Raw genomic sequence first — 24,630 nt, forward strand, 5'->3', positions numbered from 1 at the left:
CGGCGCCGGTGCGGCGCGGCTCGCCCCTCAGCCGCGCGGCCGCCGCTTCGCACTGCGCGGACGCCGCGCGTAGGCACGCGCGTTCCGGCTCGAGAGCGCGAGCAGCACGAGGATGTCGAGGGCGAGCGTGACGAGGGTCGTGCGCAGCGTGATCTCGGCGTCCGCCCCGAAGTAGTCGAACGCCGAGCCCGTGATGCTGAGCGTCGCGAAGACCATCACCGTGATGCGTGCCCAGTTGCTGCCGCGGTAGATCAGCAGCGCGAGCACGAGTTCGACGGCGAGCACGACCGCGCCGACGCCGAGCACCACGGCGAGCACCGCGTTCGAGCCCGCGTCGGCCTCGACATCGGAGTCGAGCGGCACGCCGAGATCCTCGACGAGCGTCTTCCGCCACAGCAGCCCGAGCGAGACGAGCCAGATGACGCCGGCGAGCACCCGCAGCACGACGAGCACCGCCCCGAACGTCGTGGCGACCGGGCGGCGCAGCATGGGCGCGACCGGCGCAGGTCTCACGAGCACGGCGGGCGGCTCGAATGCCGGCCGCTTCTCGACGCTCATCGGGCGACCTCCGGCACGACCGGCACCGCGCCGACGTCGACGACCGGGAGGTCGCCGTCGGTCGTGATGGTGTCGCCGCCGCCGTTCCTCGAGTGGTACCCCGTCGAGAAGTCGGCGAGCAGGTCGACCCGCGCCTCGGGGTTCGCGGCGATCACCGTGTCGACGATGTGGTCGCGCTCGATGTCGATGTCGGCGTCGATCTTGTGGGTGATCTGCAGCGTGAAGAGCGAGAAGCCGACGGCCCGGTCGAAGGTGCCGGCCGCGAGCCAGTCGACGCGGCGGCCGCCGGGCAGCAGCCAGCCGTCGGGCGTGCGCCAGAACCGCACGTGGTGGCGCCTGGCCGGGTTGCCCTCGACCTCCTGCTGGTAGGCGAAGTCCTGCTGCCTGCCGAAGAGGAAGAGCGGGCTGACCGGTGCTTCGTCGTAGCTCCGACGGGTGACGGTCGAGGCGATGATGCGCCAGCTCGACGCCCCGGTGACATCGTCGGCGCGCGTCCATCCGGCCGTCCGCATCGCCGCGTGCACGGATGCCTCGTCGCCGTCGAAGGCGAGGTTCACCGGGTCTCCGAGCAGTCCGTCGCTCGTGCGTGCGCGCCCGATGAAGTAGTCGGGCACGTAGATGGTCGTGAGGATCCGGTGCAGTCGCGGCAGCACGAGATAGGCGAGCACGACCCAGAAGGCGAGGAAGAACAGGATGCCGAACCAGCCGAACGCGAACGACTCGGTGAGCACGAGCCACGCGAGCCACACGGCCGCGATGCCCGCGTAGACGAAGAAGAAGCCGTCGAGCACGGCGTTGAACGAGACCCGGCGCGGGCGCTCGACCGCGATCGGCGCACCGCCGACCGGAACCCCGCCGATCGGGCCACCGGATGCCTCGGCCCCCACCTCGCCCATGTGTGCATGCTATCCGTGCGCGGTGCTCCGGGTGGCTATCCTCGCTCCATGGCCTACGACGTCGCACGCATCCGTTCGGAGTTCCCGTCGCTCGAGAGCGGGTGGGCGCAGTTCGACGGGCCGGGCGGCACGCAGACGCCGCGGTCGGTGGGCGACGCCGTGGCATCCGTGCTCACCGGCCCGCTCTCGAACCGTGGCACGACCGGTGTCTCCGAGGAACGCGCCGAGGCCGCCGTGCACGGGTTCCGGCTCGCGATGGCCGATCTCGTCGACGGGCACCCGCGCGGCATCGTGCAGGGGCGCAGCGCCACGCAGCTCGCCTACGACTTCTCGCGTCACCTCTCGAAGCAGTGGGCCGTCGGCGACGAGGTCGTCGTGACGCGGCTCGACCACGACTCGAACGTTCGCCCGTGGGTGCAGGCCGCCGAGCGCGTCGGCGCCGTCGTGCGCTGGGCGGACTTCGACCCGGCCACGGGTGAGCTGCCGGTGGAGGCCGTCGCCGATGTGCTGTCGAGCCGCACGAGGCTCGTCGCCGTCACGGCGGCCTCGAACCTCATCGGCACGATGCCCGACATCCCCGCGATCGCCGCGGCAGCGCACGCGATCGGGGCACTCGTCTACGTCGACGGCGTGCACTCCGCGGCGCACGAGCTGCCCGACATCGGAGCGCTCGGGGCCGACTTCTTCACGTGCTCGCCGTACAAGTTCCTCGGACCGCACTTCGGCGTGCTCGCGGCCGCCCCCGAACTGCTCGAGTCGATCGAGCCCGACAAGCTGGCGCCGTCGACGAACGCCGTGCCCGAGCGGTTCGAGTTCGGCACGCTGCCCTACGAGCTGCTCGCGGGCGGAACCGCGGCGGTCGACGCCCTGGCGGCTCTCGTGGGCAACGGCGAAGCGGATGCCGCTGGCTCGCGCCGCGCTCGGCTCATCGCCTCGTACGCAGCACTGCACGAGCACGAGGCGGCGCTCCTCGCCAGGATCGAGGCCGGGCTCGCCGAGCTGCCCGGGGTCACCGTGTGGTCGCGGGCCGCCCGCCGAACTCCCACGCTGCTCATGACGTTCGACGGCCACGAGGCAGCCGAGGTCACGAAGCGCCTCGCCGAGGGCCGGGTGCTCGCGCCGAGCAGCAACTTCTACGCGCTCGAGGCGTCACGGCGCCTCGGGCTCGGCGATGCCGGCGGCCTGCGAGTGGGCCTCGCGCCGTACACCGACGCGAGCGAGGTCGAGCGGCTGCTCGACGGCCTCGCCGCCGCGCTCGGCTGACCCGCACTCGACCGACCTGGCGGGAAACGGACCCGACCCGGTGGCCCTGTCATCCGGGTCGTCGGCTCGCCATACGCTGGATTCATGACTCTCGCCGACACCGCCGCCGAACTCCGCCGCCTGCACACCGCTCCCGAACTCCTCCAGGTGGTGAACGTCTGGGACGTCGTGAGCGCCACCGCGGTCGCAGCCCTGCCGCAGACCCGGGCGATCGCCACCGCGAGTCACTCGATCGCCGCGACGTTCGGCTACCCCGACGGCGAGCAGATCCCCGTCGAGCTCATGCTCGACATGTGCGGTCGCATCGCGCGCGCCGTCGACGTGCCGGTGAGTGCCGACCTCGAAGCGGGCTACGGCGACGCCGGCGACACCGTCCGCCGGGCGATCGGCGAGGGCATCGCGGGTGCGAACCTCGAAGACCAGCTGAAGCCGCTCGCCGACTCCGTCGCCGCCGTGACCGCTGCGGTGGCCGCCGCCGAGGCCGAGGGCGTCCCCTTCGCCCTGAACGCGCGCACCGACGCCTTCCTCCGCGGCCGCGAGCGCCCGCTCGAGGTGAACGTCGCCGATGCCATCGAGCGCGGCCGTGCCTACCTCGACGCCGGCGCCACGAGCGTGTTCGTGCCCGGCATCTTCGGCGAAGAGGTCGTGGCCGAGCTCGTCGCCGGCATCGGCGAGCTGAAGGTGACGCTCATCGGCCTGCCCGGCGTGCCGGCGCCCGCGCGCCTGCAGGAGCTCGGCGTCGCCCGCGTCTCGTACGGGCCCACGACGCAGCGCGTCGCCCTCGGCGCCCTGCAGGATCTCGCGACGAGCCTCTACGACGGCGGCGTGCTGCCCGAGGGCATCCGGCCGCTCAACTGACGCTGATCCGATGCCGGGGCCGCCGCAGCGGCCCCGGTGATCCGCACCCGAATCCGCGAATCCCCCGCGCGACGGATGCATCCGGCCCCGCTTGCTCGCTAGGGTGAGCGTGAGGCGGCCTGGCTGCCCGGGTCGTGCGGGGGTGCGACCTGCGCGACCGAGCTCGCCCCCACGTGAGGAGAGCGCATGGCGAGCGGCATCCCCATCGAGATCTCGGGGCTCAGCAAGCACTTCGGCCCGGTGACCGCGGTCGACGACCTGAGCTTCACGGTGCAACCGGGGAAGGTCACCGGATTCCTCGGTCCGAACGGCGCGGGCAAGACCACGACGCTGCGGGTGCTGCTCGGGCTCGAGCGCGCGAGCGCCGGCACCGCGACCTTCGACGGCACCCCGTATTCGGCCCTGCCGCGGCCGCTCGAGACGGTGGGCGCCGCGCTCGACGCGAACTTCCACCCGGGGCGCACGGCGCGCAACCACCTGAAGGTCTACGCGACGGCGACGGGGCTGTCGTCGTCTCGCGTGCCTGCCGTGCTCGAGCAGGTCGGCATGTCCGACTACGCCGATCGCCGGGTCGGCGGCTACTCGCTCGGCATGCGCCAGCGACTCGCACTCGCGTACACGCTGCTCGGCGACCCGGGCGTCTTCGTGCTCGACGAACCGATCAACGGGCTCGACCCCGAGGGCATCAAGTGGATCCGCGGGTTCCTGCAGAACCTCGCGCGCGAGGGGCGCACCGTGCTCGTCTCCTCGCACCTGCTCAGCGAGGTGCAGCAGAGCGTCGACGAGGTCGTCATCATCGCGAAGGGGCGGCTCATGAAGAGCGGCACGCTCTCGAGCCTCGAGCTCGACTCGGCGCCGCGCACGATCGCCGACTCCCCCGATCGACCGGCCCTGGCCGCCGCGCTCGAGGCAGCGGGACTCGAATACACCGAGGGCCGCAGCGGATTCATCGTCGACGAGCCCGACCCCGCCAGGGTCGGGCATGCCGCCTTCGTCGGCGGCGTCGAACTCGCGGCCCTGCACCGCTTGCGATCGGGGCTCGAGGAGTCGTTCCTCTCCCTCGTCGGCGGCGGTGAGGAGTCGTGAACCTCGTGCGCGCCATCGGCTCCGAGTTCCAGAAGGTCTTCACGACGCGCATGTGGTGGCTCCTCGCGATCCTCCTCGCCGCCTACGTCGCCTTCATGTCGGGCGGCCTCGGCGCCTTCCTGGGCTGGGCGAGCGAGAATCCGGATGCCGCGGCATCCGCCGGGGGCTCGACGACCGTGCCGCCCGGCACCGAACTCGCGCCGCTGATCTACAGCTTCGCCTCGTCGGTCGGCTACGTCTTCCCGGTGCTGCTCGGCGCCCTCGCGGTGACGGGCGAGTTCCGTCACAAGACCCTCACGCCGACCTTCCTCGCCGAGCCGCACCGCACGGTCGTGCTGAGCGCGAAGTTCATCTCGCAGCTCGTGATCGGTGCGGGCCTCGGCGTCGTCGCCTTCGCCGTCTCCGTCGGCGCGGGCGCAGCGGCTCTCGCCGCCTTCGGCCTCGACACGGGACTCGACTCGAGCGACACGTGGGCGCTCGTCGGCCGCGGCGTGCTCGCGATGGCGCTCTGGGGTGCGATCGGCGTCGGCCTCGGCGTGCTCGTCGTCAACCAGGTGGCCGCGATCGTCATCGTCATCGCGTTCACCCAGTTCCTCGAGCCGATCCTGCGGGTCGTGGCCTCGCTCAGCGACGTCACCGCCTCGATCGGCCGGTTCCTGCCGGGCGCTGCGAGCGACGCGCTGGTCGGGGCATCCTTCTACAACATCGCCTCGCTCGGCTCGACCGACACCCTCGAGTGGTGGCAGGGCGGGCTCGTGCTGCTCGGCATCGCGGTCGTGGCGACCGTGATCGGCGGCGCGACGACCTGGCGACGGGACGTGTCGTAGGGGTGCAGCTCGCCGAGCTCCGCCGCATCCGCCTGCACGTGCAGGGGTTGCGAGCCGAGCGCGCGACCTCGGCCCCGGCCGTCGTGCGCGACTTCGTCGCCGTGCAGTCGCAGGAGTTCGTGCCCGCGCAGTGGGGACTCGCGATGCGGGTTCCGGCCGAGCGCCGTCCCGACCTCGCGGCGGTGACGGCGGCACTCGACCGCGGCGAGATCCTGCGCACCCACGTGCTGCGGCCGACCTGGCACTTCGTCGACCCGGCGGATGCCCGGTGGCTCATGGAACTCTCGGCCGAGCGGGTGCACCGTGCGAACGCGACCTACTACCGGCGCACGGGCGTCGACGGGGAGGCCGGCACGAGCGCGCTCGACACCGTCGCCGCCTCGCTCGCGGGCGGTCACCGCACGCGAGCCGAGCTCGCCGCCGCGCTCGACGCCGCCGGGCAGCCATCGACCGGGCTCGGCTTCACCTACGTGCTCATGCTCGCCGAACTCGAGCGGGTCGCGATCAGCGGCGCGAACGCCGGCCGGCAGCGCACCTATGCGGCCTTCGACGAGCGGGTGCCGGCGTCGGCCCCGAAGTCGCGTGACGAGGCGCTCGTCGAGCTCGCGGCACGATTCATCCGCTCGCGGGGGCCGGTGACCGATCGCGACTTCGCGGCGTGGTCGGGCTTCACGCTCGGCGACACGCGCCGGGCGTTCGCGGCGGTCGTCGACGGGGGCGGCGGAGACAGCAGTGGCGGCGCCGGCAGCGGCGGCGCCCACGTCGGCGCCGTCGAGACGATCGAGGTCGACGGGGCGATGCACTGGCACGACGTCGAGCAGACGGTGGCGGCGATGGATGCCCCGCCTCCACCAGCAGGCGCGGTCGACCTGCTCCAGGCCTACGACGAGTACATCATGGGCTACGCCGCACCCCGGGCCTTCCTGCAGCCACCCGGCCGCAGCACTCCCGTGCACCCCGAGTTCCCGATGCACGCGCTCATGATCGACGGCGTGATGGCCGGCCGCTGGGCGCCCGTGACCTCCGGGAGGAACGCGGTCGTCAGGCTCGTGCCGTGGCGCACGTTCTCGGCACGCGAGGAGCGCGGGCTCGCGGCATCCGTCGCCGAGGTCGAGCGGTTCCTCGGCGCGCCGGTCACGATCGAGCGCGAACGCCCGGCCGGCTGATGCCGTAGCGCAGGCTCACGACTCGGCGGCCCGCCGGTACCACTCGACCTCCGCCATGTTCGCGTCGGCCCAGACCTTCATGTGATGCACGATCGGCATCAGGCTCTCGCCGAGGGCGGTGAGCGAGTACTCGACGTGCGCCGGGTAGACCTGCTTCACCTCCCGGGCGACGAGGCCGTCGCGTTCGAGCAGACGCAACGTCTCGGTGAGCATCTTCTGGCTGGCGCCCGCGACCCGGGCGCGCAACTGCGAGTGCCGCTGGGGTCCCTCCTCGAGCGGCAGGAGCACGAGCGTCGCCCATTTCGCGCCGAGGATGTCGAGCACCTGGCGTGACGGGCATTCGGCGAGGTACGACGCATAGGCGTCCTTCGCGGCGGCGCGCTGCTGGTCGGCGGTCAGGGTCACTGGGTCTCCAAGCTCTCGGTCGACGAAGGTCGGTCGACACGGACGGATGGGCACCGCCGGCATCCCACGGCACTCTGAAGTGCCTGCTGGTGCCGGTATCACGGCGATGTGACGATCGAAACCGCCACAGGGGCCCATCCATTCCCGGATCCCCCGTCGATCACCGAAGGACACCAGATGACCCACCTGCTGCACGTCAACGCCTCCGCCAGGGGCGACGCCAGCCGCTCGCTCGAGCTCGCGACCCGCTTCATCGGCGAACTCCACACCGTCGACGAGGCACTGACCGTCGACCGCCTCGACGTCTTCGACGGCTCGCTGCCCGAGTTCGGCACCGTCGCCGCCGGCGCCAAGATGGCCACGTTCGCCGGGCAGGGCCACTCCGTCGCGGAGGAGCGGGCCTGGTCGCAGGCGCGCACCGTGTTCGACCGGTTCGACGCCGCCGACGCCTACGTCTTCAACGTGCCCTTCTGGAACGCGGGCGTGCCGTACCCCCTGAAGCAGCTCATCGACGTGATCACCCAGCCCGGCTGGGCCTTCGACTTCTCGCCGGACTCGGGGTACCGGGGCCTGCTGCAGGGCAAGCGCGCCTTCGTCGTGTACACGAGCGGGGTCTACGCCGAGGGACTGCCGCCGTCGTTCGGGGCCGACTTCACCACGAACTTCTTCCGCGACTGGCTCGGCTTCATCGGCATCGCCGACGTCGAGGAGGTGCACTTCGCACCGACCGTCGTGAACCCCGATGTCGAGGCGTCGCGCCGCGTGGCGCTCGCTGCCACGATCGAGGCGGCACAGCGGTTCGCGGATTCGGAGCGGTTCGCCGCGTGAGCTGAGCCGCGGCGAGGGCGCCGCCCGCTACGATCACGACATGGCCGTCATCGGAACCGTGTTCGTCGCCCTCGCCGCGCTGCTGCACGGCTACATCTTCCTGATGGAGAGCGTCTGGTGGACCCGGCCCTCCACGTGGAAGCGCTTCGGCGTCGCCGACCAGGCAGCCGCCGACGTCACGAAGCCCATGGCCTACAACCAGGGCTTCTACAACCTCTTCCTCGGAATCGGCGCGGCCCTCGGCCTCGTGCTCTACTGGGCCGACGCGATGGCCGTCGGCAAGACGCTCGTGCTCTTCGCGACGGCGTGCATGTTCCTCGCGGCCGCGGTGCTCACGACGACCGGGCGCGGCTACCTGAAGCCCGCGCTCGTGCAGGGCACGCTGCCGCTCATCGGCTTCGTGCTGTTCGCCTTCGCCTGAGCCGACGAGGAGCCGAGCGAGCGGATGCCGCGGCGCTCGTCGACCGGACCGATCAGTCGCCCTCGACGATGTCGGGCGTCGCCGTGAGCTTCAGCCGGTCGATGAGCTCTGCGGCATGATTCGTGCTCAGGATGATGCGGGTGAACTCGCCCGCGGCGAGCTCGAGCACGACCGCCTGGCGCTTGCCCTTGACGATCACGAAGTCGCTGCCGCCGTGGTACTTCCACACGCCGACGGCGACGACGAGCGGCACCTCGGTGCCGCGACGACGGATGCCGCGGATCCAGATCCACGGGTCGTCGGTGATCGTCGCCGAGCGGATGTCATCGCGCTGCACGACGAGATCGGCGCTGCGGAGCGCGAGCGACTTCTCGGCCGGGGTGAGGTGTACCTCGATCCGGTCGGTGTGCACGCGCAGCTTCGCCATGCTTCCATCCTGCCCGAGTCGCGCATCCGGTGTCGTGTCGACGCCCCACAAAGCGATAACGGTTTCCTCTGCGGGTCGAGCCTGTCGAGACCATCCTGGGCGGTTCCGACAGGCTCAACCTGCACAGGCGGTTACGCCGGTCGAGCGGATGCCGCGGCGCGCGCCGCAGCCGGAAGGGCCTCGAAGACCCGGGCGATCGCCGTGTCGTCGTGCGCCGCCGTGACGAACCACGCCTCGAACACGCTCGGCGGCAGCGAGACCCCTGCGTCGAGCATCGCGTGGAAGAACGGGGCGTAGCGCCACGACTCCTGTCGCTGCACGGTCGCGTAGTCGCGCACGGGCGCGGAGGCGGCCTCCTCGCCGAACACGAAGCTGAAGAGGTTGCCGGCGTGCTGCACGCGGTGCGCCACCCCCTCGGCGTCGAGCGCGGCCGAGACGGCGTCGCTGATCGCCTCGGCGGTGGCGTCGAGCTTGCGGTAGACCGAGGCATCCGCTGCCCTGAGGGTGGCGACGCCGGCGGCGACCGCGACCGGGTTCCCCGAGAGCGTGCCCGCCTGGTAGACGGGGCCGAGGGGCGCGAGCTGGTCCATGATCTCGGCGCGGCCGCCGAGGGCGGCGACCGGCATGCCGCCGCCGATGACCTTGCCGAAGGTCACGAGGTCGGGGGTGTACGAGGTGTCGGTGCCGTCTTCGAGCCCCCACCATCCGGCCGCCGAGACGCGGAAGCCGGTGAGCACCTCGTCGGAGATGACGAGCGAGCCGTGCGCGTGCGCGAGCTCGACGACGGCGCGGTTGAACCCGGCGACCGGGGGCACGACGCCCATGTTCGCCGCCGCTGCCTCGGTGATGACGGCGGCGATGCGGTGGCCGTGCTCGGCGAATACCGCCGCGAGCGCGTCGAGGTCGTTGTAGGGCACCACGAGCGTGAGCGCGGCGATGTCGGCCGGTACTCCGGCAGAACCGGGCAGGGCGAAGGTCGCGAGACCCGAACCGGCCTCGGCGAGGAGCCCGTCGGAGTGGCCGTGGTAGTGCCCGGCGAACTTCACGAGCAGGTCGCGGCCCGTGAAGCCGCGCGCGAGGCGAATGGCGCTCATCGTCGCCTCGGTGCCCGTCGAGACGAGGCGCAGCTTCCCGACCGGGCCGACGCGCTGTTCGACGAGCTCGGCGAGCTCGGTCTCCGCGGGCGTCGACGCGCCGAACGAGAGGCCGCGAGCCGCGGCATCCGTCACGGCCTCGATGACCCGCGGGTCGGCGTGACCCAGGATCGCGGGACCCCAGCCGGCGACGAGGTCGACGTACTCGCGACCCTCGACGTCGGTGACGTAGGGGCCGCGGGCCGACACGAGGAATCGCGGCGTGCCGCCGACCGAGCGGAAGGCGCGCACGGGCGAGTTCACCCCGCCCGGGATCGCGGCCTGCGCGCGGGCGAACAGCTCGTCGTTGGTGGGGGCGCTCATGCCGCGTCTCCTTCGCGGATCCACTCGGCCAGTTCGACGGCCCAGTAGGTGAGCACGGCGTCGGCGCCCGCTCGGCGGATGCCGCGCACCGACTCGATGACGGCGCGCTTGCGATCGATCCAGCCGTGGGCGGCGGCGGCCTCGATCATCGAGTACTCCCCCGACACCTGGTAGGCCCAGACCGGCACCTCGGATGCCGCGGCGACATCGGCGAGCACGTCGAGGTAGCTGCCGGCCGGCTTGACCATCACCACGTCGGCGCCCTCGTCGATGTCGATCATCGCCTCGCGGAGCCCCTCGCGGCGGTTGCCGGGATCGAGCTGGTACGTGCGGCGGTCGCCGTCGAGCGTCGACTCGACCGCGTCGCGGAACGGGCCGTAGTACGCGCTCGCGTACTTGGCCGAGTAGGCGAGGATCGCCGCGTCGTGGTGCCCGGCGTCGTCGAGGGCGTCGCGCACCGCCGCGACCTGGCCGTCCATCATGCCCGAGAGGCCGAGGAGCTCGGAACCGGCACGGACCTGGGCGAGGGCCATCGAGGTGTAGCGCTCGAGGGTGGCGTCGTTGTCGACGCGGCCCCGGTCGTCGAGCACGCCGCAGTGGCCGTGGTCGGTGAACTCGTCGAGGCACAGGTCGGTCTGCACGACGAGCCGGCCGGCGGATGCCTCGGCGGCGACCCTCGTCGCGAGGTTGAGGATGCCGTCGGGGTCGGTGGCACCCGTGCCGCGCGCGTCGCGCACCTCGGGGACGCCGAAGAGCATGACGCCGCCGACGCCTGCTGCTGCCGCCTGCTCGACGGCGTCAGGCAGGCTCGAGAGCGAGTGCTGCACGACGCCCGGCATCGAGCCGATCGGCACGGCGGCGGAGACGCCCTCGCGGACGAAGATCGGGAGCACGAGCTCGGCGGGGTGCAACCGGGTCTCGGAGACCAGACGGCGCAGGGCCGGGGTCTCACGCAGGCGGCGCGGGCGGACACGGGGAACGGGCGTGGGGCTCACCCGTCAAGCCTACGTCGGCCGCGCTGGACGGTCGCTGACGTGATAGATTCCCGGATCGAACCGGCGCCGAGGTGGTCGCCACGAAGGAACCCGACCATGCCACGCATCAACCCCGCCTACCGTTCCCGCCGCGCGCGCCTCGAGCTTCGCGACGCCGTCTGCGTCGTCACCGGCGCGGCGAGCGGAATGGGACTCGAGTCCGCCCGCCTCCTCGCCCAGCGCGGCGCCGAGCTCGTGATCGTCGACCGCGATGGCGCGGCGCTGCACGACCTCGCCGTGGAACTGCGTGCGGGCGGCACCACGGTCAGCATGCACGTCATCGACCTGCGCGAGACCGACGCGATCGAGGCGCTGCCGGCCGCGGTGCTCGCCACCCACGGTCGCGTCGACGTCCTCCTGAACTGCGCTGGAGTCTCGATGCTCGGGCGCTTCGAGCAGTTGAGCCTCGACGAGTTCCGCTGGGTCGTCGACATCAACCTCTGGGGCACGGTCGCGATGAACAAGGCGTTCCTGCCGGCGCTCGCGCGGCGGCCAGCGGCGCACATCGCCAATGTCGCGAGCCTCTACGCGCTCGGCGCGCCCGCCGGTCGGGTGCCGTACGTCACCTCGAAGTTCGCCGTGCGCGGCTTCACGGACGCGCTGCGCCACGAGCTCGAGCGCACCGGCATCACGATGTCCGCCGTCTACCCGGGAGGCGTGCGGACGGCCATCATCCACAACGCACGGGTCGCGGAGGGAGTGCCCGCCGACGTCGCAGCGCGAGCCGCCGACGCACAGGCGTCGCTGTATCGCACCACGGCGCAGGAGGCCGCCGCGCGCATCGTCGACGGCATCGAACGACGCCGGCCGCGGGTGTTCATCGGGCGCGACGCACGACTCGCCGACATCGCGACACGGCTCGCCCCCGTCTGGTACTGGTCGGCGATGCGTGGCGTCGTCGCGAAGGCGGGCGACACGGAAACGGCATCGGGGGCCTCCGCGGCCCATGCGCGGTGACACGGCTGACGCCGTGACCCGGCTGCCGGCCGGGTGCGAGGAAGCGCGCCGATGACCCGGCTGCGGGTCAGGCCTTGGCCGTGGCGGCCTCGACGACGGCGTCGATGAGGGACTCCGCGGTGCGTTCGCGCGCGATCACGTCGACCCGGAGGCCGACCTGGGCGGCGTCCTTCTTCGTCTGCGGGCCGATCGCGGCCACGAGGATCGACTCGGGGATCGGGCCGAGCTGCTCCTGCACCTGCTCGGCGACGCTGCCCGACGTCACGAGCACGGCGTTGACGCGGCCGGAGCGCACGTCTTCGGCGACCTTCGCGGAGACCGGTACGCCGATGGTGCGGTATGCGACGACCGCCTCGACATGGTGCCCCATGCGCTCGAGGCCGATGGAGAGGACCTGCTTCGCGATCGCCGAACGCAGTGCGAGCACCTTCAGCCCCGACGCGCCGTCGGTCGCGGCCTCCCACTCCTCGAGCATGCCGCGCGCGGAGTTGTCTTCGGAGGGCACGATGTCGGCCTGGTACCCCGCCGCGATGAGCGCGGCTGCGGTGGTCTCCCCGACCGCAGCGACCTTCGTCGTCTCGGGGATGACGGCGTTGTAGGTCGAGAGCACGTCGACCGTCGTCGCGCTCGTGACCGTGAGCCAGTCGAAGCCGCCGGCGGCGAGCTTCGCGAGCGCAGCCTCGAGGGCCGGCTGGTCGTCGCTCGGCGCGAAGTTGATCAGCGGGGCGACCACGGGCGAGGCGCCACGGGCGCGCAGGGCGGCGGCGACGCCATCACCCCAGGGCCCGCCGCGCGGCACGAGCACCCGCCATCCGGCGAGCGGCTTGCCGGCGGAGGCAGGCAGGTTGATGGCACCCGTCATCGATTCGAATTCGCTCACAGCGACTCCTCTGGTGGTGCAAGATCAGCGGCGCCGTTGCCGAGGAGTTCCGCGACGACGCGTTGAGCGAGGTCGCGCGCCGCATCCGCCAGGTCGGCGGCCGAGCGGCTTTCGGGGGTGGCCGCGTGCGAACTCACGAGTCGCCGGGCCCCGTCGGCACTGTACACGCTCGCCGACAGGAACAGAAGTTCGTCCTCCATGAACGCCGTGGCGCCGATGGGGGCCGAGCAACCGGCCTCGAGACCAGCGAGCACGAGGCGCTCGGCGAGCACCGTGGCACGCGTCATCGTGTGGTCGACGGCGTCGAGCGCGCGTTCGAGCGCACGGTCGCCCTGCTCGCGGCGCACCTCGATCGCGAGGGCGCCCTGGCCGGGCGCCGTCGGCCAGTCGCCGAGCGACAGCAGGTCGGTCACGGCATCGGAACGGCCAAGCCGGCCGAGGCCCGCTGCGGCGAGCAGCACGGCGTCGAGCTCCCCCGACTCGACCTTGCCGAGGCGCGTGTCGATGTTGCCGCGCAGGTCGACGGCGATCACGTCGGGGCGCGCGGCACCGAGCTGGGCGATGCGACGCGGCGAGCCCGTGCCGACGCGTGCGCCCTCGGGCAGCGTCGCGATCGTGAACCCGTCGCGAGCGCAGAGCGCGTCGCGGGCGTCGGCCCGCTTCGGCACGGCCCCGAGGCGCAGCCCCTCGTGCTCGGCGGTCGGCAGGTCTTTCAGGGAGTGCACGACGACGTCGCACTCGCCGGCGAGGAGGGCCTCGCGGAGCGCGGCGGCGAACACGCCCGTGCCGCCGATCGACGCGAGCGAGGCGCGCGAGGTGTCGCCCTGCGTGGTGATCGGCACGAGTTCGATCTCGGCCTTCGCGGCCTTGGCGAGCCGCTCGGAGATCTGGCGGGTCTGCGCCATCGCGAGCGCGCTGCCCCGCGTGCCGACGCGGATGACGGGGCTCACGGCGCGATCCCGGCGAGCGCGGGCCGGAACCCGAGGCGGACGTTCTCGCAGCAGCCAGGGCGACACACGTCGTACCAGGGACCGAGCTCGGTCTCGGCGGGTCGCTCCGCGACCGGCGTGCCGTTGACGCGCTCGAGCACGAGGTCGACGAGGCCGGCGACGTAGTCCGGGTGCGTGCCGGGTGTCGGCACGCGCACAGCTGCGAGGCCGTGCTGCTCCGCGGTCTCGATCGCCTCGTTGTCGAGGTCCCAGAGCACCTCCATGTGGTCGCTCACGAAACCGAGCGGCACGATCACGACGGCCTTGCGGCCCGCGGCGGGCAGCTCCTCGATGGCGTCGTTGATGTCGGGCTCGAGCCACGGCATCGACGGAGGACCGCTGCGCGACTGGTAGACGAGCTGCCACGGGACATCCGCAGCCCCCGCCTTGGCCATGACGACCTCGGCGACCGCACGGTGCTGCGCAGCGTACGCGCCGCCCTCGCCGAAGCCGCGCTCGGCCGGGCCGGACTTCGCGGCATCGGTCGACGGGATCGAGTGCGTCGCGAAGAGCACCTCGATCTCGGTGGTGCGGTTGAGATCTCCGGATGCCTCGAGGCCCGCGAGCCCGTCTCGCACCCCCTCGACGAACGGGGCGACGAAACCGGGGTGATCGAAGAACTGCCGCACCTTGTCGATCTGCACCTCGTCGCCGAGGCCGGTGTCGGCGAGCGCGTCCGCGAAGTCCTCGCGGTACTGCCGGCAGCTCGAGTACGAGCTGTAGGCGCTTGTCGCGATGGCGATGAGCGTCGTGTGCCCCGCGGCCTTCGCCTCGCCGAGCGCGTCGTTGAGGTAGGGATCCCAGTTGCGGTTGCCCCAGTAGACGGGCAGGTCGATGCCGCGGCGCTCGAGCTCGGCCTCGAGCGCGGCCTTCAGTTCGCGGTTCTGCTGGTTGATGGGGCTCGTGCCGCCGAAGTGGCGGTAGTGGTGGGCGACCTCTTCGAGCCGCTCGTCGGGGATGCCGCGGCCGCTCGTCACGTTCCGCAGGAACGGGATGACGTCATCCTGCCCCTCGGGTCCGCCGAAGCCCGCGAGCAGGATCGCGTCGTAGGCGACGGGCTCGGTGACGTGCTCGGGGCCGCCCTGCGCGGCCGGGGTCGCGCCCGGCACGACCGCCCCGAGGGCGCACGGTGCGGAGGCGGCGGGAGCCGGCTTGCGGCCGTGGGACGGTGCCGGCGCGGCATCCGAGCCGAGGTTGACCGCGGCCATTACTGCAGCACCTCCACGAGTTCGGCGGTCGTGATGCGGCGGCCCGTGTAGAAGGGCACCTCTTCGCGCACGTGTCGGCGGGCATCGGTGTCGCGCAGCTCGCGCATGAGGTCGACGAGCTCGGTGAGCTCGTCGGACTCGATGGGCAGCAGCCACTCGTAGTCGCCGAGCGCGAAGGCGCTGACGGTGTTGGCGATGGCCCCGCGGAACGCGGCGCCCTTGCGGCCGTGGTCGGCGAGCATGCGACTGCGCTCCTCGGCGGGCAGGAGGTACCACTCGTAGCTGCGCACGAAGGGGTAGACGGTGAGCCACGACTTGGGCTCGATGCCGCGGAGGAAGCCCGGCACGTGCGACTTGTTGAACTCGGCGTCGCGGTGCACGCCCATCGCGTTCCAGGTCGGCAGGAGGTGCTTCAGGATGCGGGCGCGGCGGAGCTCGCGGAGGGCCCACTGCAGGCCCTCGGCGGTGGGGCCGTGCAGCCACAGCATCACGTCGGCGTCGGCGCGGAGCCCCGAGACGTCGTAGATGCCGCGAAGGGTGACCCCTTCGTTCTCGACAAGCGCGATGACGCCGTCGAGTTCTTCGACGACACGGCGCACGTCGTGGCCGTCGTAGTCATCGGGCCTCGCCGGATCCCGCCGGAGCACGGCGAACACCGTGAAGCCCTCGGGAGAATCGGTTTCGGATTCGGGACGGAGCGCGTCGGCTGCCGCTTCGGCAGCGGGGGAAGACATGTCTCCAGTCTCCCCCTTTCCGCGTGATCGGCCAAAAGAGCGTGCGGATGACCCGGCGACGTACGCTCGTCGGATGAGGATCTGGTCGCTGCACCCGCGCTACCTCGATCGCCAGGGGCTCACGGCCTGCTGGCGCGAGACCCTGCTCGCGCAGGCGGTGCTCGAGGGTGCGACCCGGGGCTACACCCGGCACCCGCAGCTCGAACGGTTCCGCGCCGCGTCCGACCCCCTCGGCGCGATCGGCGACCACCTCGCCGGCATCGCCGAGGAGGCGACCGCCCGCGGCTACCGCTTCGACGGCAGCAAGGTGCACCGGCGGAGTACGCCCGCGGTGCGGCTCGAGGTGACGGACGGCCAGCTCGCGCTCGAGTGGGAGCACCTGCTCAGGAAACTGTCGGTCAGGAGCCCCGAGCTGGCTGCCCGGTGGTCGGGCATCGAGCTGCCCGACCCGCATCCGCTCTTCACGGTCGTCGACGGACCCGTCGCATCATGGGAGCGCGCGGCCGCGCCGTGATCGCGGCTACTCGTGATCCTGCTCGGTCGCGCTGAGCGCGTCGAGGAAGCGGATCACGACCTCGCGCTCGTCTGGGGTGAGCGCGGCCGCGGCGTCGAATCGCCGGGCGTGCAAGCGGCCCACCGACTCGCGCGCCACAATGCGGGTGTCGTCGGTCACCGAGATGGCGAGCGCGCGCCGATCGCTCGGGTGCGGCGCCCGCACGATGTGGCCGCCGCGCTCGAGCCGGTCGAGCAGCTTGGTCGTCGACGCGCTCGAGATGCCGAGGTACTCGCTGATCGCGCCGGGCGTCGCGATCTCGCCCTGGTTGCGGGCGGCGATGAGGAAGCGCAGGGCGCGCATGTCGGTGGGGTTGAGCTTCATGTAGCGGCTCGACGCCTCGCTCATGCGGCGCTCCGCCTCGTGCCAGCCCCGCAGGCTCTGCATGACGCGCACGATCTGGTCGACCTGCTCGTCGTCGAGTCCGGAACGGTTCACGAGTTCTTCGTCGTGGTCGGAGATGCGGGGGTCGTGCATCGCGGCCGCGATGTCGTGCCGCCCCTCCCGCTCAGTTGCCATGGCTTGATTCTAGCCAGTTTGTTTATTTCTCGCTAAGCTAACTTCTAGCCAATGCAGCAAAGGAGGGAGTCCCCATGACCCTCAGCGACATCGAAGAGGTCGTGCTCCTCGACGCCGACGGCCGTGCCATCGGCCGGGCGCCGAAGTCGAGCGTGCACGGCGCGGACACCGCGCGCCACCTGGCGTTCTCCTGCCACGTCTTCAACGAGCGCGACGAGCTCCTCGTGACCCGGCGCGCCCTCTCGAAGCAGACCTGGCCAGGTGTCTGGACCAACTCGTTCTGCGGCCATCCCGCCCCGGCGGAGACCCTGACGCACGCGATCCGCCGACGCGGCGAGTTCGAACTCGGGCTCTCGCTCGAGGGCATCGAGCCGGTGCTCCCGTTCTTCCACTACCGGGCGACGGATGCCTCGGGGCTCGTCGAGAACGAGCTCTGCCCCGTCTACACGGCGTACGCGACCTCCGAGCTCGAGCCGCACCCGGGCGAGGTCATGGACTTCGCCTGGGTGGCACCGCATCGTCTCGCCTCGGCGATCGAGCACGCGCCGTGGGCGTTCAGCCCGTGGTTCGTGCTGCAGGCGCAGCTGCTGCCGTTCCTCGGGGGCTCCCTCGACCGGCGCGAGGCCATCGCATCATGATCGGCGCGACCCTCGATCGACGGATCGACGGCGGCGGCATCGCCGTCTCCGAGTTCCTCGACGACTACTTCGCCCGGCAGCTCGAGCGCGCAGCGAGCCACGGCGACGACTACGTCCGGCTCTGGGTCGCCGCCCGCGACGGCGCCGCCGGCGGCAAGCGCATCCGCCCCGAACTCGTGCTCGCCGCCCATGCCGCATTCGCCGGCGGGAGCTCGGCGGAATCGGTGCGGCTGGCCTCGGCGTTCGAGCTCCTGCACACCGCGTTCCTCATGCACGACGACGTGATCGACCACGACCTCGTGCGACGGGGAGCGCCCAACGTCGCCGGCCGGTTCGCGCTCGACGGGGTCGGCCGGGGGCTGCCGGTCGATCGGGCCAACGACTACGGCGAGGCATCCGCCATTCTCGCCGGCGACCTGCTCATCGCGGGCGCCCTGCGGGTGGTGGCCGAGCTCGAGGCGCCACGCCAGGTACGGGCCTCGTTGCTCGAGATCGTCGACGAGTGCGTCTTCCTCGCGGCGGCGGGCGAGCACGCCGACGTGCGGCACGCCGGTGCCGCCCCCGGCGAGCGCGACATCCTCGCCATGATCGAGAACAAGACCGCCTCATATTCGTTCAGTGCGCCCCTCCAGGCCGGAGCGGTGCTCGGCGGCGCCTCTGCTGCCTCGGTCGCGCGACTCGGCGAGATCGGCCGCCATCTGGGCGTCGCGTTCCAGCTGCGCGACGACGTGCTCGGCGTCTTCGGCTCGGCGACGGTCACCGGCAAGTCATCGCTCTCCGACCTGCGCGAGGGCAAGGAGACGCTGCTCGTCGCCTATGCCCGCGTGCATCCCGACTGGGACCGCGCCGCCGCCGGCTTCGGGAGTCCCGAGCTCGACGACGCCGGGGCGACGGGACTCCGACGTGCGATCGAGACGAGCGGCGCCCGCGACCGCGTCGAGCGCCTCATCGACGCGCGCTGCGCCGCCGCCGTCGACGCGATCGCGGCGGCGGACCTGCCGCACGGCCTGCAGGAGTCGCTGACGATGACGGCCCGCACCTGCACGGAGCGTGCACGATGACCGGGGCGACCGGGCTCGCGCTCTACGATCGCGCGGCCCACCTCGGCTCCGCCCAGGTCATCACGCACTACTCGACGTCGTTCGGGCTCGCGAGCCGCCTGTGCTCGCGCCCGGTGCGCGACCACCTCGCCGACGTCTACGCGCTCGTGCGCATCGCCGACGAGATCGTGGACGGCCCGGCAGAGGAGGCCGGGCTCGGGCCGGATGAACGGCGCGCGATGCTCGATGCCCTCGAGGTGGAGACCGAGCAGGCGATCGCCCGCGGCTACAGCTCGAACCTCGTCGTGCACGCCTTCGCGCGCACGGCCCGCACCACGGGGTTCGGGCGCGAGCTGACGCGGCCGTTCTTCGCGTCGATGCGGCGCGACCTCGACCCGGTGGACTTCGACGAGGCCGAGCTCCGCGAGTACATCCACGGCTCGGCGGAGGTCGTCGGGCTGATGTGCCTGCGCGCCTTCAGCGAGGGGCTTCCCGTCGACGACGAGCGCGACGCGCGCTGGCAGCGGGGGGCCCGGCATCTCGGCGCGGCGTTCCAGAAGGTGAACTTCCTGCGCGACCTCGCCGACGACTACGGTTCCCTCGGCCGCCGCTACTTCCCGGGCGTCGACCCGGCGCACCTCGACGAAGCCGACAAGCTGCGCCTGCTCGACGACCTCGATCGCGACCTCGCGATCGCCGCTGAGGTGATTCCCGAGCTGCCGAGCGGATGCCGCAGGGCCGTCGCCGCCGCGCATGCGCTGTTCTCCGCCCTGTCGGCACGGCTGCGCCGAACGCCGGCGCGCGAGCTGCTCGTCGCGAGGGTGCGCGTGTCGACGCCGCGGAAGCTCCTCCTCCTCGCCGCAGCCGCCGGCACGCGACCGCGGCGCGCACCTGCGGCGTCGGCGTCGCAGCCCGCTCCGCTGCCCGGGGCGCCGGCATGAGCCGGGTCGCGATCGTCGGGGGCGGCATCGCAGGCCTCGCGACGGCGGCGCTGCTCGCCCGCGACGGGCACGACGTGACCGTCTACGAGGCGAACGAGACCGTCGGCGGTCGCGCCGGGCGATGGGACGCGGGCGGGTTCCGCTTCGACACCGGCCCGTCGTGGTACCTCATGCCCGAGGTGTTCGAGCACTTCTACCGGCTGATGGGCACGAGCGCCGCCGCCGAGCTCGACCTCGTGCGACTGGAGCCCGGGTACCGCGTGCTCTTCGAGCGCCGGTCCGAGCCACTCGACCTCGCGTCCGACCGGACACGGGCGGCAGCGGCGTTCGAGGCGATCGAGCCGGGTGCCGGGCGCCGCCTCGAGCAGTACCTCGACTCGGCCGGGGAGACGACGCGTCTCGCGCTCGACCACTTCCTCTACAACGACTTCTCCTCCCCGGGCACCCTGCTCGTCCCGCCGGTGCTGCGGCGCATCGGTCGCCTCGGCCGGCTGCTCCTGCAGCCCCTCGATCGCTTCATCGCCCGACGCTTCCGCGACCCGCGCCTGCGCCAGGTGCTCGGCTACCCCGCCGTGTTCCTCGGCACCTCGCCGTCAGCCGCGCCGAGCCTGTACCACCTGATGAGCCATTTCGACCTCGACGACGGCGTGTTCTATCCCCAGGGCGGATTCCGCGAGGTCATCGACAGCGTGGCCCGGCTGGCGCAGGAGGCCGGGGCGCGCATCGTGACGGACGCGAGGGTCACGAGCATCACCGTCGAGTCGGGTGCGGCGCGCGGCATCCTCTACCTCGATCGCGACGGAGTCGCGCATGAGGTCGCGGCCGACGTCGTCGTCTCGGCCGCCGACGTCCATCACACCGAGACGGCGTTGCTGCCTCCCGCGTCGAGGAGCCGGTCGGATGCCTCGTGGCGCCGCGCCGACCCCGGCCCCGGCGCGGTCCTCGTCATGCTCGGCGTGCGCGGCGAACTCCCCCAGCTGCTGCACCACACCCTGCTGTTCACCGAGGACTGGGCGGCGAACTTCGACCGCATCTTCGGCCGATCGCCCTCGGTGCCCGACCCGGCGTCGCTCTACGTGTGCCGGCCGAGCGCGACGGATCCCTCGGTGGCGCCCGACGGCCACGAGAACCTCTTCGTGCTCGTGCCGGTGCCGGCCGACCCGTCGATCGGACGCGGCGGCGTCGACGGCGCAGGCGACGACTCGGTCGAGCGCATCGCCGACGCGGCGATCGCCCAGATCGCCTCGTGGGCGGGCGTGCCCGACCTCGCGGATCGCGTCGTCGTGCGCCGCACGGTCGGCCCGGCCGACTTCGAGGCCGACTTCAACTCGTGGCGCGGCTCGGCGCTCGGACCGGCGCACGTGCTGCGCCAGAGCGCCTTCCTGCGGGGGCGCACCGCATCGAGCACGGTCGAGGACCTGTACTTCGCGGGAGCGACCACGGTGCCCGGCATCGGGCTGCCGATGTGCCTGATCAGCGCCGAGCTCGTGGCGAAGGCGCTGCGCGGCGAGCGCGGCGCCGGCCCGCTCGCCGAGCCCACCGTGCGGAGCGTGACGGCATGACGCTCGCCTACCTCGGGGTGCTCCTCGCCGCCATCGCCTGCATGGCGCTGCTCGACGCCCGGTTCCGACTCGTGTTCGGCGTCCCCGGACGGCGACTGCGGGCGATCGTCGTGCTCGGCGCAGGGCTCGTGTTCTTCCTGGCGTGGGACATCGCGGGCATCGCCCTCGGCATCTTCCACCGGGGCGAGAACGCGGTGAGCACCGGCATCCTGCTCGCCCCCGAACTACCCCTCGAGGAGCTCGTCTTCCTGGGCTTCCTCTGCTACCTGACGCTCGTGCTCTACACCGGCGCGCTCCGCCTGATCGCAGTGAAAGAGGCGGTGCGTCGATGACCTACCTGCTGCTCTCCGCCGCCTTCCTCGTGGTGGCGGCCGTCATCGCGGTCGCCGGCTGGCGTCGCGGACCGCGCGGCCATGGGCGGGCGGTGCTGCTCTCGGCACTCGTGCTCGTCGCGCTCACGATCGCGTTCGACTCGATCATGATCGCGACGGGGCTGTTCGACTACGCCGATGCGCACATCTCGGGAGTCCGCGTGGGCCTCGCCCCGCTCGAGGACCTCGCCTATCCGATCGCCGGCGTGCTCCTCCTCAGCGGACTCTGGAACCTCATGGGAGCACGAGCCGATGCCGACTGACACTCGCCGCAGCGTGATCGCCGACCTCTTCACCGCCTCCCGGCCGCTGAGCTGGGTGAACACCGCGTTCCCGTTCGCCGCCGCGTACCTGCTGACCGCACGCGAGATCGACGTCGCGTTCGTCGTCGGCACGCTCTTCTTCCTGGTGCCGTACAACCTCGCGATGTACGGCGTGAACGACGTCTTCGACTACGCCTCGGACGCCGCGAACCCGCGCAAGGGCGGCGTCGAGGGGGCGCTCCTCGTGCCGGATCGGCACCGCATGACGATCATCGCGGCCGTCGCGGGCTGCGTGCCGTTCGTCATCGTGCTGCTCGCGTTGGGCGGGCCGGCGTCATGGGCGGTGCTCGCCGTGAGCCTCTTCGCGGTCGCGGCGTACTCGGTGCCCGGGCTGCGGTTCAAGGAGGTGCCGTTCCTCGATTCGCTGACATCGAGCGTGCACTTCGTGAGCCCGGCGGTGTACGGTCTCGTGCTCGCGGGAGCGGCGTTCACGCCGCCCCTCATCGCACTGCTGCTCGCGTTCCTGGCGTGGGGCATCGCGAGCCACGCCTTCGGTGCCGTCCAGGACGTGGTGCCGGACCGCACCGCGGGCATCGCCTCTATCGCGACCGCCCTCGGGGCGCGACGCACGGTGCGGTTCGCGATCGCCATGTGGGTGACCGCGGGCGTGCTCATGCTCGCGACCTCGTGGCCGGGCCCGCTCGCCGCGGTGCTCGTGGCGCCGTACATCGCGGCGGCCGCACCGTTCAGGGGCGTCACCGACGCGTCGTCGGGTCGCGCGAACGCCGGGTGGCGGCTCTTCCTCCTCATCAACTACGTCGTCGGATTCCTCGTGACGATGCTGCTCATCTGGTACGCCGCCATCACGGCGTGACCGTCAGCTCAACAGAGCAGCCGCAACTCAGGAGAGCTGCACCTCAGTGGAGCAGCCGCGTGAAGCGGAAGAACGCGAACCCCTCGATCGGCAGCAGCTCGATGCCCGAGAACCCCGCCTCTCGGGCGTACCGCTCGAGCCTCGATTGGCGCATCACGGTACCGGTGCCGACCGAACCGGGCGTGGACAGCCCGTCGGGCAGGCACATGAAGATGCTGTACCCGTACATGATGCGCTCGACGTCGTCGCCGTCGGGCGCGAACGCCTCGGCCACCGCCTCGTCCATGATCACGACTTCCCCGTCGCGCTTCACGGCCCGCCTGATCGAGGTCAGCACCTCGACCGGGAACGGCATGTCGTGCAGCGCCTCGAACACGAAAGCCGCGTCGAAGACGGCCTCCTGCGGCATTCCCTCGCCGGCCACGTGGTGGAAGCGCACGCGGTCGCCGAGATGCGCCTCGGCGGCGTGCCCGCGTGCCGCGACGACCGACTCGGCGTCGACGTCGAAGCCCTCGACCCGCGCAGACGGGTACGCCTGTGCGAGGGCGATCGACGACCAGCCGTGCCCCATGCCGATGTCCGCGATGCGCGCCCCCGGCCGCGAGAGCACGTCATACAGCGACGGGACGCTCGCCAGCGCGTCGCCGAGCCGGTGCAGGAACCACGGCCGGTTGACATCGCCCTGTGCCGATCGGGCGTCGTCGCCGAGCTGCGCCCATGAGACGCCTCCACCCGATCGATATGCCTCGAGCAGGGGCCCGAGTTGCGCGCCGACCGCGGCGATGAAGCGTCCGAGGGGAGCGACGTAGTCGAGCGAGTCGGGATTCACGAGGGCATCGGCGTGCGCCGGCGGCAGGACGAATCGGCGAGCGGATGCCTCGGGCTCGGCGTCCTCGACGGTGAGGATGCCGGAGACCGCCTGCTGCTCGAGCCACTCGCGGGCGTAGCGCTCATCCGTTCCCGTTCGCTCGGCGAGCGCACGCGGGTCGAGCGGCCCCCCGTCGGCGAGCGCACGATACCAACCGAGCCGATCGCCGAGGTGGATGCTGAGCAGTTCGAACGCGCCGAGCATGTCGCCGAAGACCCGTTCCGCGAAGGCCGTCGTCCCGTCGCCGCTCGGGGGCGTGGGCGTCTCGTCGGGCTGTTCCGTCACGTCGACGTCCCCTTCCTTCCGGCCCGGTGCGGTCGCGTCAGGCGCCGGTGAGGAGTCTCGTGGAGTGCTCGAGGTGCTCCCGCACGGCGTCGCCGCCGCGGGTCGGGAGCTCGTCGAGCAGGGCACGGTGCTCCTCGATGAGCGTGTCGAGCGTGTAGTGCGGGCGCACGTGCAGCAGGAAGAGCAGCAGTTCGCTGCCGAGTGCCGCGTGGGCCTCGATGATGCGCGGGCTCATCGACGCGGCGACGACCGCGTGATGGAACTCGGCGTGCAGGCGCTCGACCTCGAGCCAGTCGATGCCCCCACCTGCGTCGACGTCGGCGTCGGTGTCGGCGAGCCGATCGAGCGCGTCGAGCGTCGCTCGCGCCGGCGCAAGCACCTCGCCGGGCCATTCCTCGCCGTGGCGCTCACCGGCGATGCGCACGGCCTCGACCTCGAGCGCCGCGCGGTACTGCTGCAGGGCGATCACGTGAGCACGGTCGAAGCTCGCCACCCGCACTCCGCGGTACGCCTCGGCGACGGCGAGCCGTTCGGAGACGAGCCGCTGGAACGCGGCGCGCACGGTGTGGCGCGAGACCCCGAACTGCTCGGCGGCCGCCTCCTCGCGAAGCGGCGTGTCGGGGGCGAGCACCCCGCTCAGGATCTCGGCCCGCACGAGGCCGGCGACCCGGTCGACGGTGGTGCCAGCGGTGCCGCTGCTGTCGGTGGCTGAGGCCACGGCG

General features: G+C 72.1%; 28 protein-coding genes and 1 pseudogene. 16 read left to right on the top strand and 13 right to left on the bottom strand.

Annotated elements, in window-relative coordinates:
• Positions 1–27: 27 nt before the first annotated feature.
• Positions 28–558: a hypothetical protein gene (locus ESP57_RS09765; RefSeq protein WP_129231382.1), complete on the bottom strand. Its 531-nt coding sequence runs from the start codon at positions 556–558 to the stop codon at positions 28–30.
• A complete protein-coding gene (locus ESP57_RS09770) occupies positions 555–1,454 on the bottom strand; it encodes an LssY C-terminal domain-containing protein (protein WP_129231383.1) in 900 nt (299 codons plus the stop codon). Before ESP57_RS09770 ends, ESP57_RS09765 begins: the two co-directional genes overlap by 4 nt.
• Positions 1,455–1,502: 48 nt before the next feature.
• Between ESP57_RS09770 and ESP57_RS09775 the strand changes: the two genes are divergently transcribed.
• The 5 genes and pseudogenes from ESP57_RS09775 (at position 1,503) to ESP57_RS09795 (ending at position 6,654) form a co-directional block, all read left to right on the top strand.
• Positions 1,503–2,717: a cysteine desulfurase-like protein gene (locus tag ESP57_RS09775; protein ID WP_129231384.1), complete on the top strand. Its 1,215-nt coding sequence runs from the start codon at positions 1,503–1,505 to the stop codon at positions 2,715–2,717.
• Positions 2,718–2,801: 84 nt separating this feature from the next.
• Positions 2,802–3,575 (top strand): isocitrate lyase/PEP mutase family protein, encoded by a 774-nt coding sequence (locus ESP57_RS09780; protein WP_129231385.1) that lies wholly within the window; start codon positions 2,802–2,804, stop codon positions 3,573–3,575.
• A 246-nt stretch (positions 3,576–3,821) separates the two neighbouring features.
• Positions 3,822–4,661 (top strand): annotated as a pseudogene (locus tag ESP57_RS09785) (ATP-binding cassette domain-containing protein); the annotation flags it as partial.
• Positions 4,658–5,488 (top strand): ABC transporter permease, encoded by an 831-nt coding sequence (locus ESP57_RS09790; RefSeq protein ID WP_056006579.1) that lies wholly within the window; start codon positions 4,658–4,660, stop codon positions 5,486–5,488. The pseudogene ESP57_RS09785 and the gene ESP57_RS09790, both read left to right, overlap by 4 nt.
• Positions 5,489–5,490: 2 nt before the next feature.
• The gene (locus ESP57_RS09795) at positions 5,491–6,654 is read left to right on the top strand and encodes a winged helix DNA-binding domain-containing protein (protein WP_165877431.1); all 1,164 of its coding nucleotides are present in this window, start codon (positions 5,491–5,493) and stop codon (positions 6,652–6,654) included.
• 15 nt (positions 6,655–6,669) lie between these two features.
• Here the strand turns inward: ESP57_RS09795 and ESP57_RS09800 are convergent, their stop codons facing one another.
• Positions 6,670–7,059 (bottom strand): winged helix-turn-helix transcriptional regulator, encoded by a 390-nt coding sequence (locus ESP57_RS09800; protein ID WP_243648475.1) that lies wholly within the window; start codon positions 7,057–7,059, stop codon positions 6,670–6,672.
• A 177-nt stretch (positions 7,060–7,236) separates the two neighbouring features.
• Between ESP57_RS09800 and ESP57_RS09805 the strand changes: the two genes are divergently transcribed.
• Positions 7,237–7,887, top strand: coding sequence for an FMN-dependent NADH-azoreductase (locus ESP57_RS09805; RefSeq protein WP_129231389.1), 651 nt, complete (start codon positions 7,237–7,239; stop codon positions 7,885–7,887).
• 40 nt (positions 7,888–7,927) lie between these two features.
• Complete coding sequence (locus ESP57_RS09810; RefSeq protein ID WP_056006594.1) at positions 7,928–8,308, top strand: DUF1304 domain-containing protein; 381 nt, start codon at positions 7,928–7,930, stop codon at positions 8,306–8,308.
• Positions 8,309–8,360: 52 nt separating this feature from the next.
• On the opposite strand, the gene ESP57_RS09815 is transcribed toward ESP57_RS09810, so the two are convergent.
• The 3 genes from ESP57_RS09815 to hemB all read right to left on the bottom strand — a co-directional run bounded on the left by ESP57_RS09815 (position 8,361) and on the right by hemB (position 11,187).
• Positions 8,361–8,735, bottom strand: coding sequence for a hypothetical protein (locus ESP57_RS09815; protein WP_056006597.1), 375 nt, complete (start codon positions 8,733–8,735; stop codon positions 8,361–8,363).
• A 131-nt stretch (positions 8,736–8,866) separates the two neighbouring features.
• Positions 8,867–10,192: a glutamate-1-semialdehyde 2,1-aminomutase gene (gene hemL, locus ESP57_RS09820; RefSeq protein WP_129231390.1), complete on the bottom strand. Its 1,326-nt coding sequence runs from the start codon at positions 10,190–10,192 to the stop codon at positions 8,867–8,869.
• Entirely contained in the window at positions 10,189–11,187 is a 999-nt protein-coding gene (gene hemB / locus ESP57_RS09825) for a porphobilinogen synthase (RefSeq protein ID WP_129231391.1), read from the bottom strand. The genes hemL and hemB overlap by 4 nt, the downstream gene beginning before the upstream one ends.
• Positions 11,188–11,283: 96 nt before the next feature.
• Between hemB and ESP57_RS09830 the strand changes: the two genes are divergently transcribed.
• A complete protein-coding gene (locus ESP57_RS09830) occupies positions 11,284–12,183 on the top strand; it encodes an SDR family NAD(P)-dependent oxidoreductase (RefSeq protein WP_129231392.1) in 900 nt (299 codons plus the stop codon).
• 67 nt (positions 12,184–12,250) lie between these two features.
• On the opposite strand, the gene ESP57_RS09835 is transcribed toward ESP57_RS09830, so the two are convergent.
• Genes ESP57_RS09835 through hemQ form a run of 4 tightly spaced genes read right to left on the bottom strand, consistent with a single transcriptional unit; the run spans position 12,251 to position 15,994 of the window.
• Complete coding sequence (locus tag ESP57_RS09835) at positions 12,251–13,045, bottom strand: uroporphyrinogen-III synthase (protein ID WP_129231673.1); 795 nt, start codon at positions 13,043–13,045, stop codon at positions 12,251–12,253.
• Positions 13,046–13,059: 14 nt separating this feature from the next.
• A complete protein-coding gene (gene hemC / locus ESP57_RS09840; protein ID WP_279387790.1) occupies positions 13,060–14,013 on the bottom strand; it encodes a hydroxymethylbilane synthase in 954 nt (317 codons plus the stop codon).
• Complete coding sequence (locus ESP57_RS09845; protein WP_129231393.1) at positions 14,010–15,260, bottom strand: ferrochelatase; 1,251 nt, start codon at positions 15,258–15,260, stop codon at positions 14,010–14,012. The genes hemC and ESP57_RS09845 overlap by 4 nt, the downstream gene beginning before the upstream one ends.
• Positions 15,260–15,994 (bottom strand): hydrogen peroxide-dependent heme synthase, encoded by a 735-nt coding sequence (gene hemQ, locus ESP57_RS09850; RefSeq protein WP_115959269.1) that lies wholly within the window; start codon positions 15,992–15,994, stop codon positions 15,260–15,262. Before hemQ ends, ESP57_RS09845 begins: the two co-directional genes overlap by 1 nt.
• Positions 15,995–16,067: 73 nt before the next feature.
• Between hemQ and ESP57_RS09855 the strand changes: the two genes are divergently transcribed.
• Positions 16,068–16,508, top strand: a complete 441-nt coding sequence (locus ESP57_RS09855; RefSeq protein WP_129231394.1) for a pyrimidine dimer DNA glycosylase/endonuclease V — start codon at positions 16,068–16,070, stop codon at positions 16,506–16,508.
• A gap of 6 nt (positions 16,509–16,514) precedes the next feature.
• Here the strand turns inward: ESP57_RS09855 and ESP57_RS09860 are convergent, their stop codons facing one another.
• On the bottom strand, positions 16,515–17,066 hold the full coding sequence (locus tag ESP57_RS09860) for a MarR family winged helix-turn-helix transcriptional regulator (RefSeq protein WP_243648476.1): 552 nt from the start codon (positions 17,064–17,066) through the stop codon (positions 16,515–16,517).
• Between the two features lie 74 nt (positions 17,067–17,140).
• Here ESP57_RS09860 and idi point away from each other — a divergent pair, with 74 nt between their 5' ends.
• The 7 genes from idi to ESP57_RS09895 are packed head-to-tail and all read left to right on the top strand — an operon-like array spanning position 17,141 to position 22,755.
• Positions 17,141–17,704, top strand: coding sequence for an isopentenyl-diphosphate Delta-isomerase (idi, locus tag ESP57_RS09865; RefSeq protein WP_056006614.1), 564 nt, complete (start codon positions 17,141–17,143; stop codon positions 17,702–17,704).
• Complete coding sequence (locus ESP57_RS09870; RefSeq protein WP_129231395.1) at positions 17,701–18,765, top strand: polyprenyl synthetase family protein; 1,065 nt, start codon at positions 17,701–17,703, stop codon at positions 18,763–18,765. Before idi ends, ESP57_RS09870 begins: the two co-directional genes overlap by 4 nt.
• The gene (locus tag ESP57_RS09875) at positions 18,762–19,685 is read left to right on the top strand and encodes a phytoene/squalene synthase family protein (RefSeq protein ID WP_129231396.1); all 924 of its coding nucleotides are present in this window, start codon (positions 18,762–18,764) and stop codon (positions 19,683–19,685) included. The genes ESP57_RS09870 and ESP57_RS09875 overlap by 4 nt, the downstream gene beginning before the upstream one ends.
• On the top strand, positions 19,682–21,247 hold the full coding sequence (crtI, locus tag ESP57_RS09880; protein ID WP_129231397.1) for a phytoene desaturase family protein: 1,566 nt from the start codon (positions 19,682–19,684) through the stop codon (positions 21,245–21,247). Before ESP57_RS09875 ends, crtI begins: the two co-directional genes overlap by 4 nt.
• Positions 21,244–21,579, top strand: a complete 336-nt coding sequence (locus ESP57_RS09885; RefSeq protein ID WP_056006625.1) for a lycopene cyclase domain-containing protein — start codon at positions 21,244–21,246, stop codon at positions 21,577–21,579. Before crtI ends, ESP57_RS09885 begins: the two co-directional genes overlap by 4 nt.
• Positions 21,576–21,881 (top strand): lycopene cyclase domain-containing protein, encoded by a 306-nt coding sequence (locus ESP57_RS09890; RefSeq protein WP_129231398.1) that lies wholly within the window; start codon positions 21,576–21,578, stop codon positions 21,879–21,881. The genes ESP57_RS09885 and ESP57_RS09890 overlap by 4 nt, the downstream gene beginning before the upstream one ends.
• The gene (locus tag ESP57_RS09895; RefSeq protein ID WP_129231399.1) at positions 21,871–22,755 is read left to right on the top strand and encodes a prenyltransferase; all 885 of its coding nucleotides are present in this window, start codon (positions 21,871–21,873) and stop codon (positions 22,753–22,755) included. Before ESP57_RS09890 ends, ESP57_RS09895 begins: the two co-directional genes overlap by 11 nt.
• Positions 22,756–22,798: 43 nt before the next feature.
• Here ESP57_RS09895 and ESP57_RS09900 read toward each other — a convergent pair whose 3' ends face one another.
• On the bottom strand, positions 22,799–23,908 hold the full coding sequence (locus ESP57_RS09900; protein WP_243648477.1) for a class I SAM-dependent methyltransferase: 1,110 nt from the start codon (positions 23,906–23,908) through the stop codon (positions 22,799–22,801).
• 37 nt (positions 23,909–23,945) lie between these two features.
• Positions 23,946–24,626: a GntR family transcriptional regulator gene (locus ESP57_RS09905; RefSeq protein WP_243648478.1), complete on the bottom strand. Its 681-nt coding sequence runs from the start codon at positions 24,624–24,626 to the stop codon at positions 23,946–23,948.
• Between the last annotated feature and the right edge of the window lie 4 nt (positions 24,627–24,630).

It is taken from the genome of Agromyces fucosus (genome assembly GCF_004134865.1).
Classification (GTDB): Bacteria; Actinomycetota; Actinomycetes; order Actinomycetales; family Microbacteriaceae; genus Agromyces; species Agromyces fucosus.

Excerpts from the sequence above, each read along its gene's own strand:
- ESP57_RS09765 (WP_129231382.1), bottom strand. The coding sequence starts at position 558 with ATGAGCGTCGAGAAGCGGCCGGCATTCGAGCCGCCCGCCGTGCTCGTG.
- ESP57_RS09770 (WP_129231383.1), bottom strand. The coding sequence starts at position 1,454 with ATGGGCGAGGTGGGGGCCGAGGCATCCGGTGGCCCGATCGGCGGGGTT.
- ESP57_RS09775 (WP_129231384.1), top strand. The coding sequence starts at position 1,503 with ATGGCCTACGACGTCGCACGCATCCGTTCGGAGTTCCCGTCGCTCGAG.
- ESP57_RS09780 (WP_129231385.1), top strand. The coding sequence starts at position 2,802 with ATGACTCTCGCCGACACCGCCGCCGAACTCCGCCGCCTGCACACCGCT.
- ESP57_RS09805 (WP_129231389.1), top strand. The coding sequence starts at position 7,237 with ATGACCCACCTGCTGCACGTCAACGCCTCCGCCAGGGGCGACGCCAGC.
- ESP57_RS09810 (WP_056006594.1), top strand. The coding sequence starts at position 7,928 with ATGGCCGTCATCGGAACCGTGTTCGTCGCCCTCGCCGCGCTGCTGCAC.
- ESP57_RS09815 (WP_056006597.1), bottom strand. The coding sequence starts at position 8,735 with ATGGCGAAGCTGCGCGTGCACACCGACCGGATCGAGGTACACCTCACC.
- hemL (WP_129231390.1), bottom strand. The coding sequence starts at position 10,192 with ATGAGCGCCCCCACCAACGACGAGCTGTTCGCCCGCGCGCAGGCCGCG.
- ESP57_RS09830 (WP_129231392.1), top strand. The coding sequence starts at position 11,284 with ATGCCACGCATCAACCCCGCCTACCGTTCCCGCCGCGCGCGCCTCGAG.
- ESP57_RS09835 (WP_129231673.1), bottom strand. The coding sequence starts at position 13,045 with ATGACGGGTGCCATCAACCTGCCTGCCTCCGCCGGCAAGCCGCTCGCC.
- ESP57_RS09845 (WP_129231393.1), bottom strand. The coding sequence starts at position 15,260 with ATGGCCGCGGTCAACCTCGGCTCGGATGCCGCGCCGGCACCGTCCCAC.
- hemQ (WP_115959269.1), bottom strand. The coding sequence starts at position 15,994 with ATGTCTTCCCCCGCTGCCGAAGCGGCAGCCGACGCGCTCCGTCCCGAA.
- ESP57_RS09855 (WP_129231394.1), top strand. The coding sequence starts at position 16,068 with ATGAGGATCTGGTCGCTGCACCCGCGCTACCTCGATCGCCAGGGGCTC.
- ESP57_RS09860 (WP_243648476.1), bottom strand. The coding sequence starts at position 17,066 with ATGGCAACTGAGCGGGAGGGGCGGCACGACATCGCGGCCGCGATGCAC.
- idi (WP_056006614.1), top strand. The coding sequence starts at position 17,141 with ATGACCCTCAGCGACATCGAAGAGGTCGTGCTCCTCGACGCCGACGGC.
- ESP57_RS09870 (WP_129231395.1), top strand. The coding sequence starts at position 17,701 with ATGATCGGCGCGACCCTCGATCGACGGATCGACGGCGGCGGCATCGCC.
- ESP57_RS09875 (WP_129231396.1), top strand. The coding sequence starts at position 18,762 with ATGACCGGGGCGACCGGGCTCGCGCTCTACGATCGCGCGGCCCACCTC.
- crtI (WP_129231397.1), top strand. The coding sequence starts at position 19,682 with ATGAGCCGGGTCGCGATCGTCGGGGGCGGCATCGCAGGCCTCGCGACG.
- ESP57_RS09885 (WP_056006625.1), top strand. The coding sequence starts at position 21,244 with ATGACGCTCGCCTACCTCGGGGTGCTCCTCGCCGCCATCGCCTGCATG.
- ESP57_RS09890 (WP_129231398.1), top strand. The coding sequence starts at position 21,576 with ATGACCTACCTGCTGCTCTCCGCCGCCTTCCTCGTGGTGGCGGCCGTC.
- ESP57_RS09895 (WP_129231399.1), top strand. The coding sequence starts at position 21,871 with ATGCCGACTGACACTCGCCGCAGCGTGATCGCCGACCTCTTCACCGCC.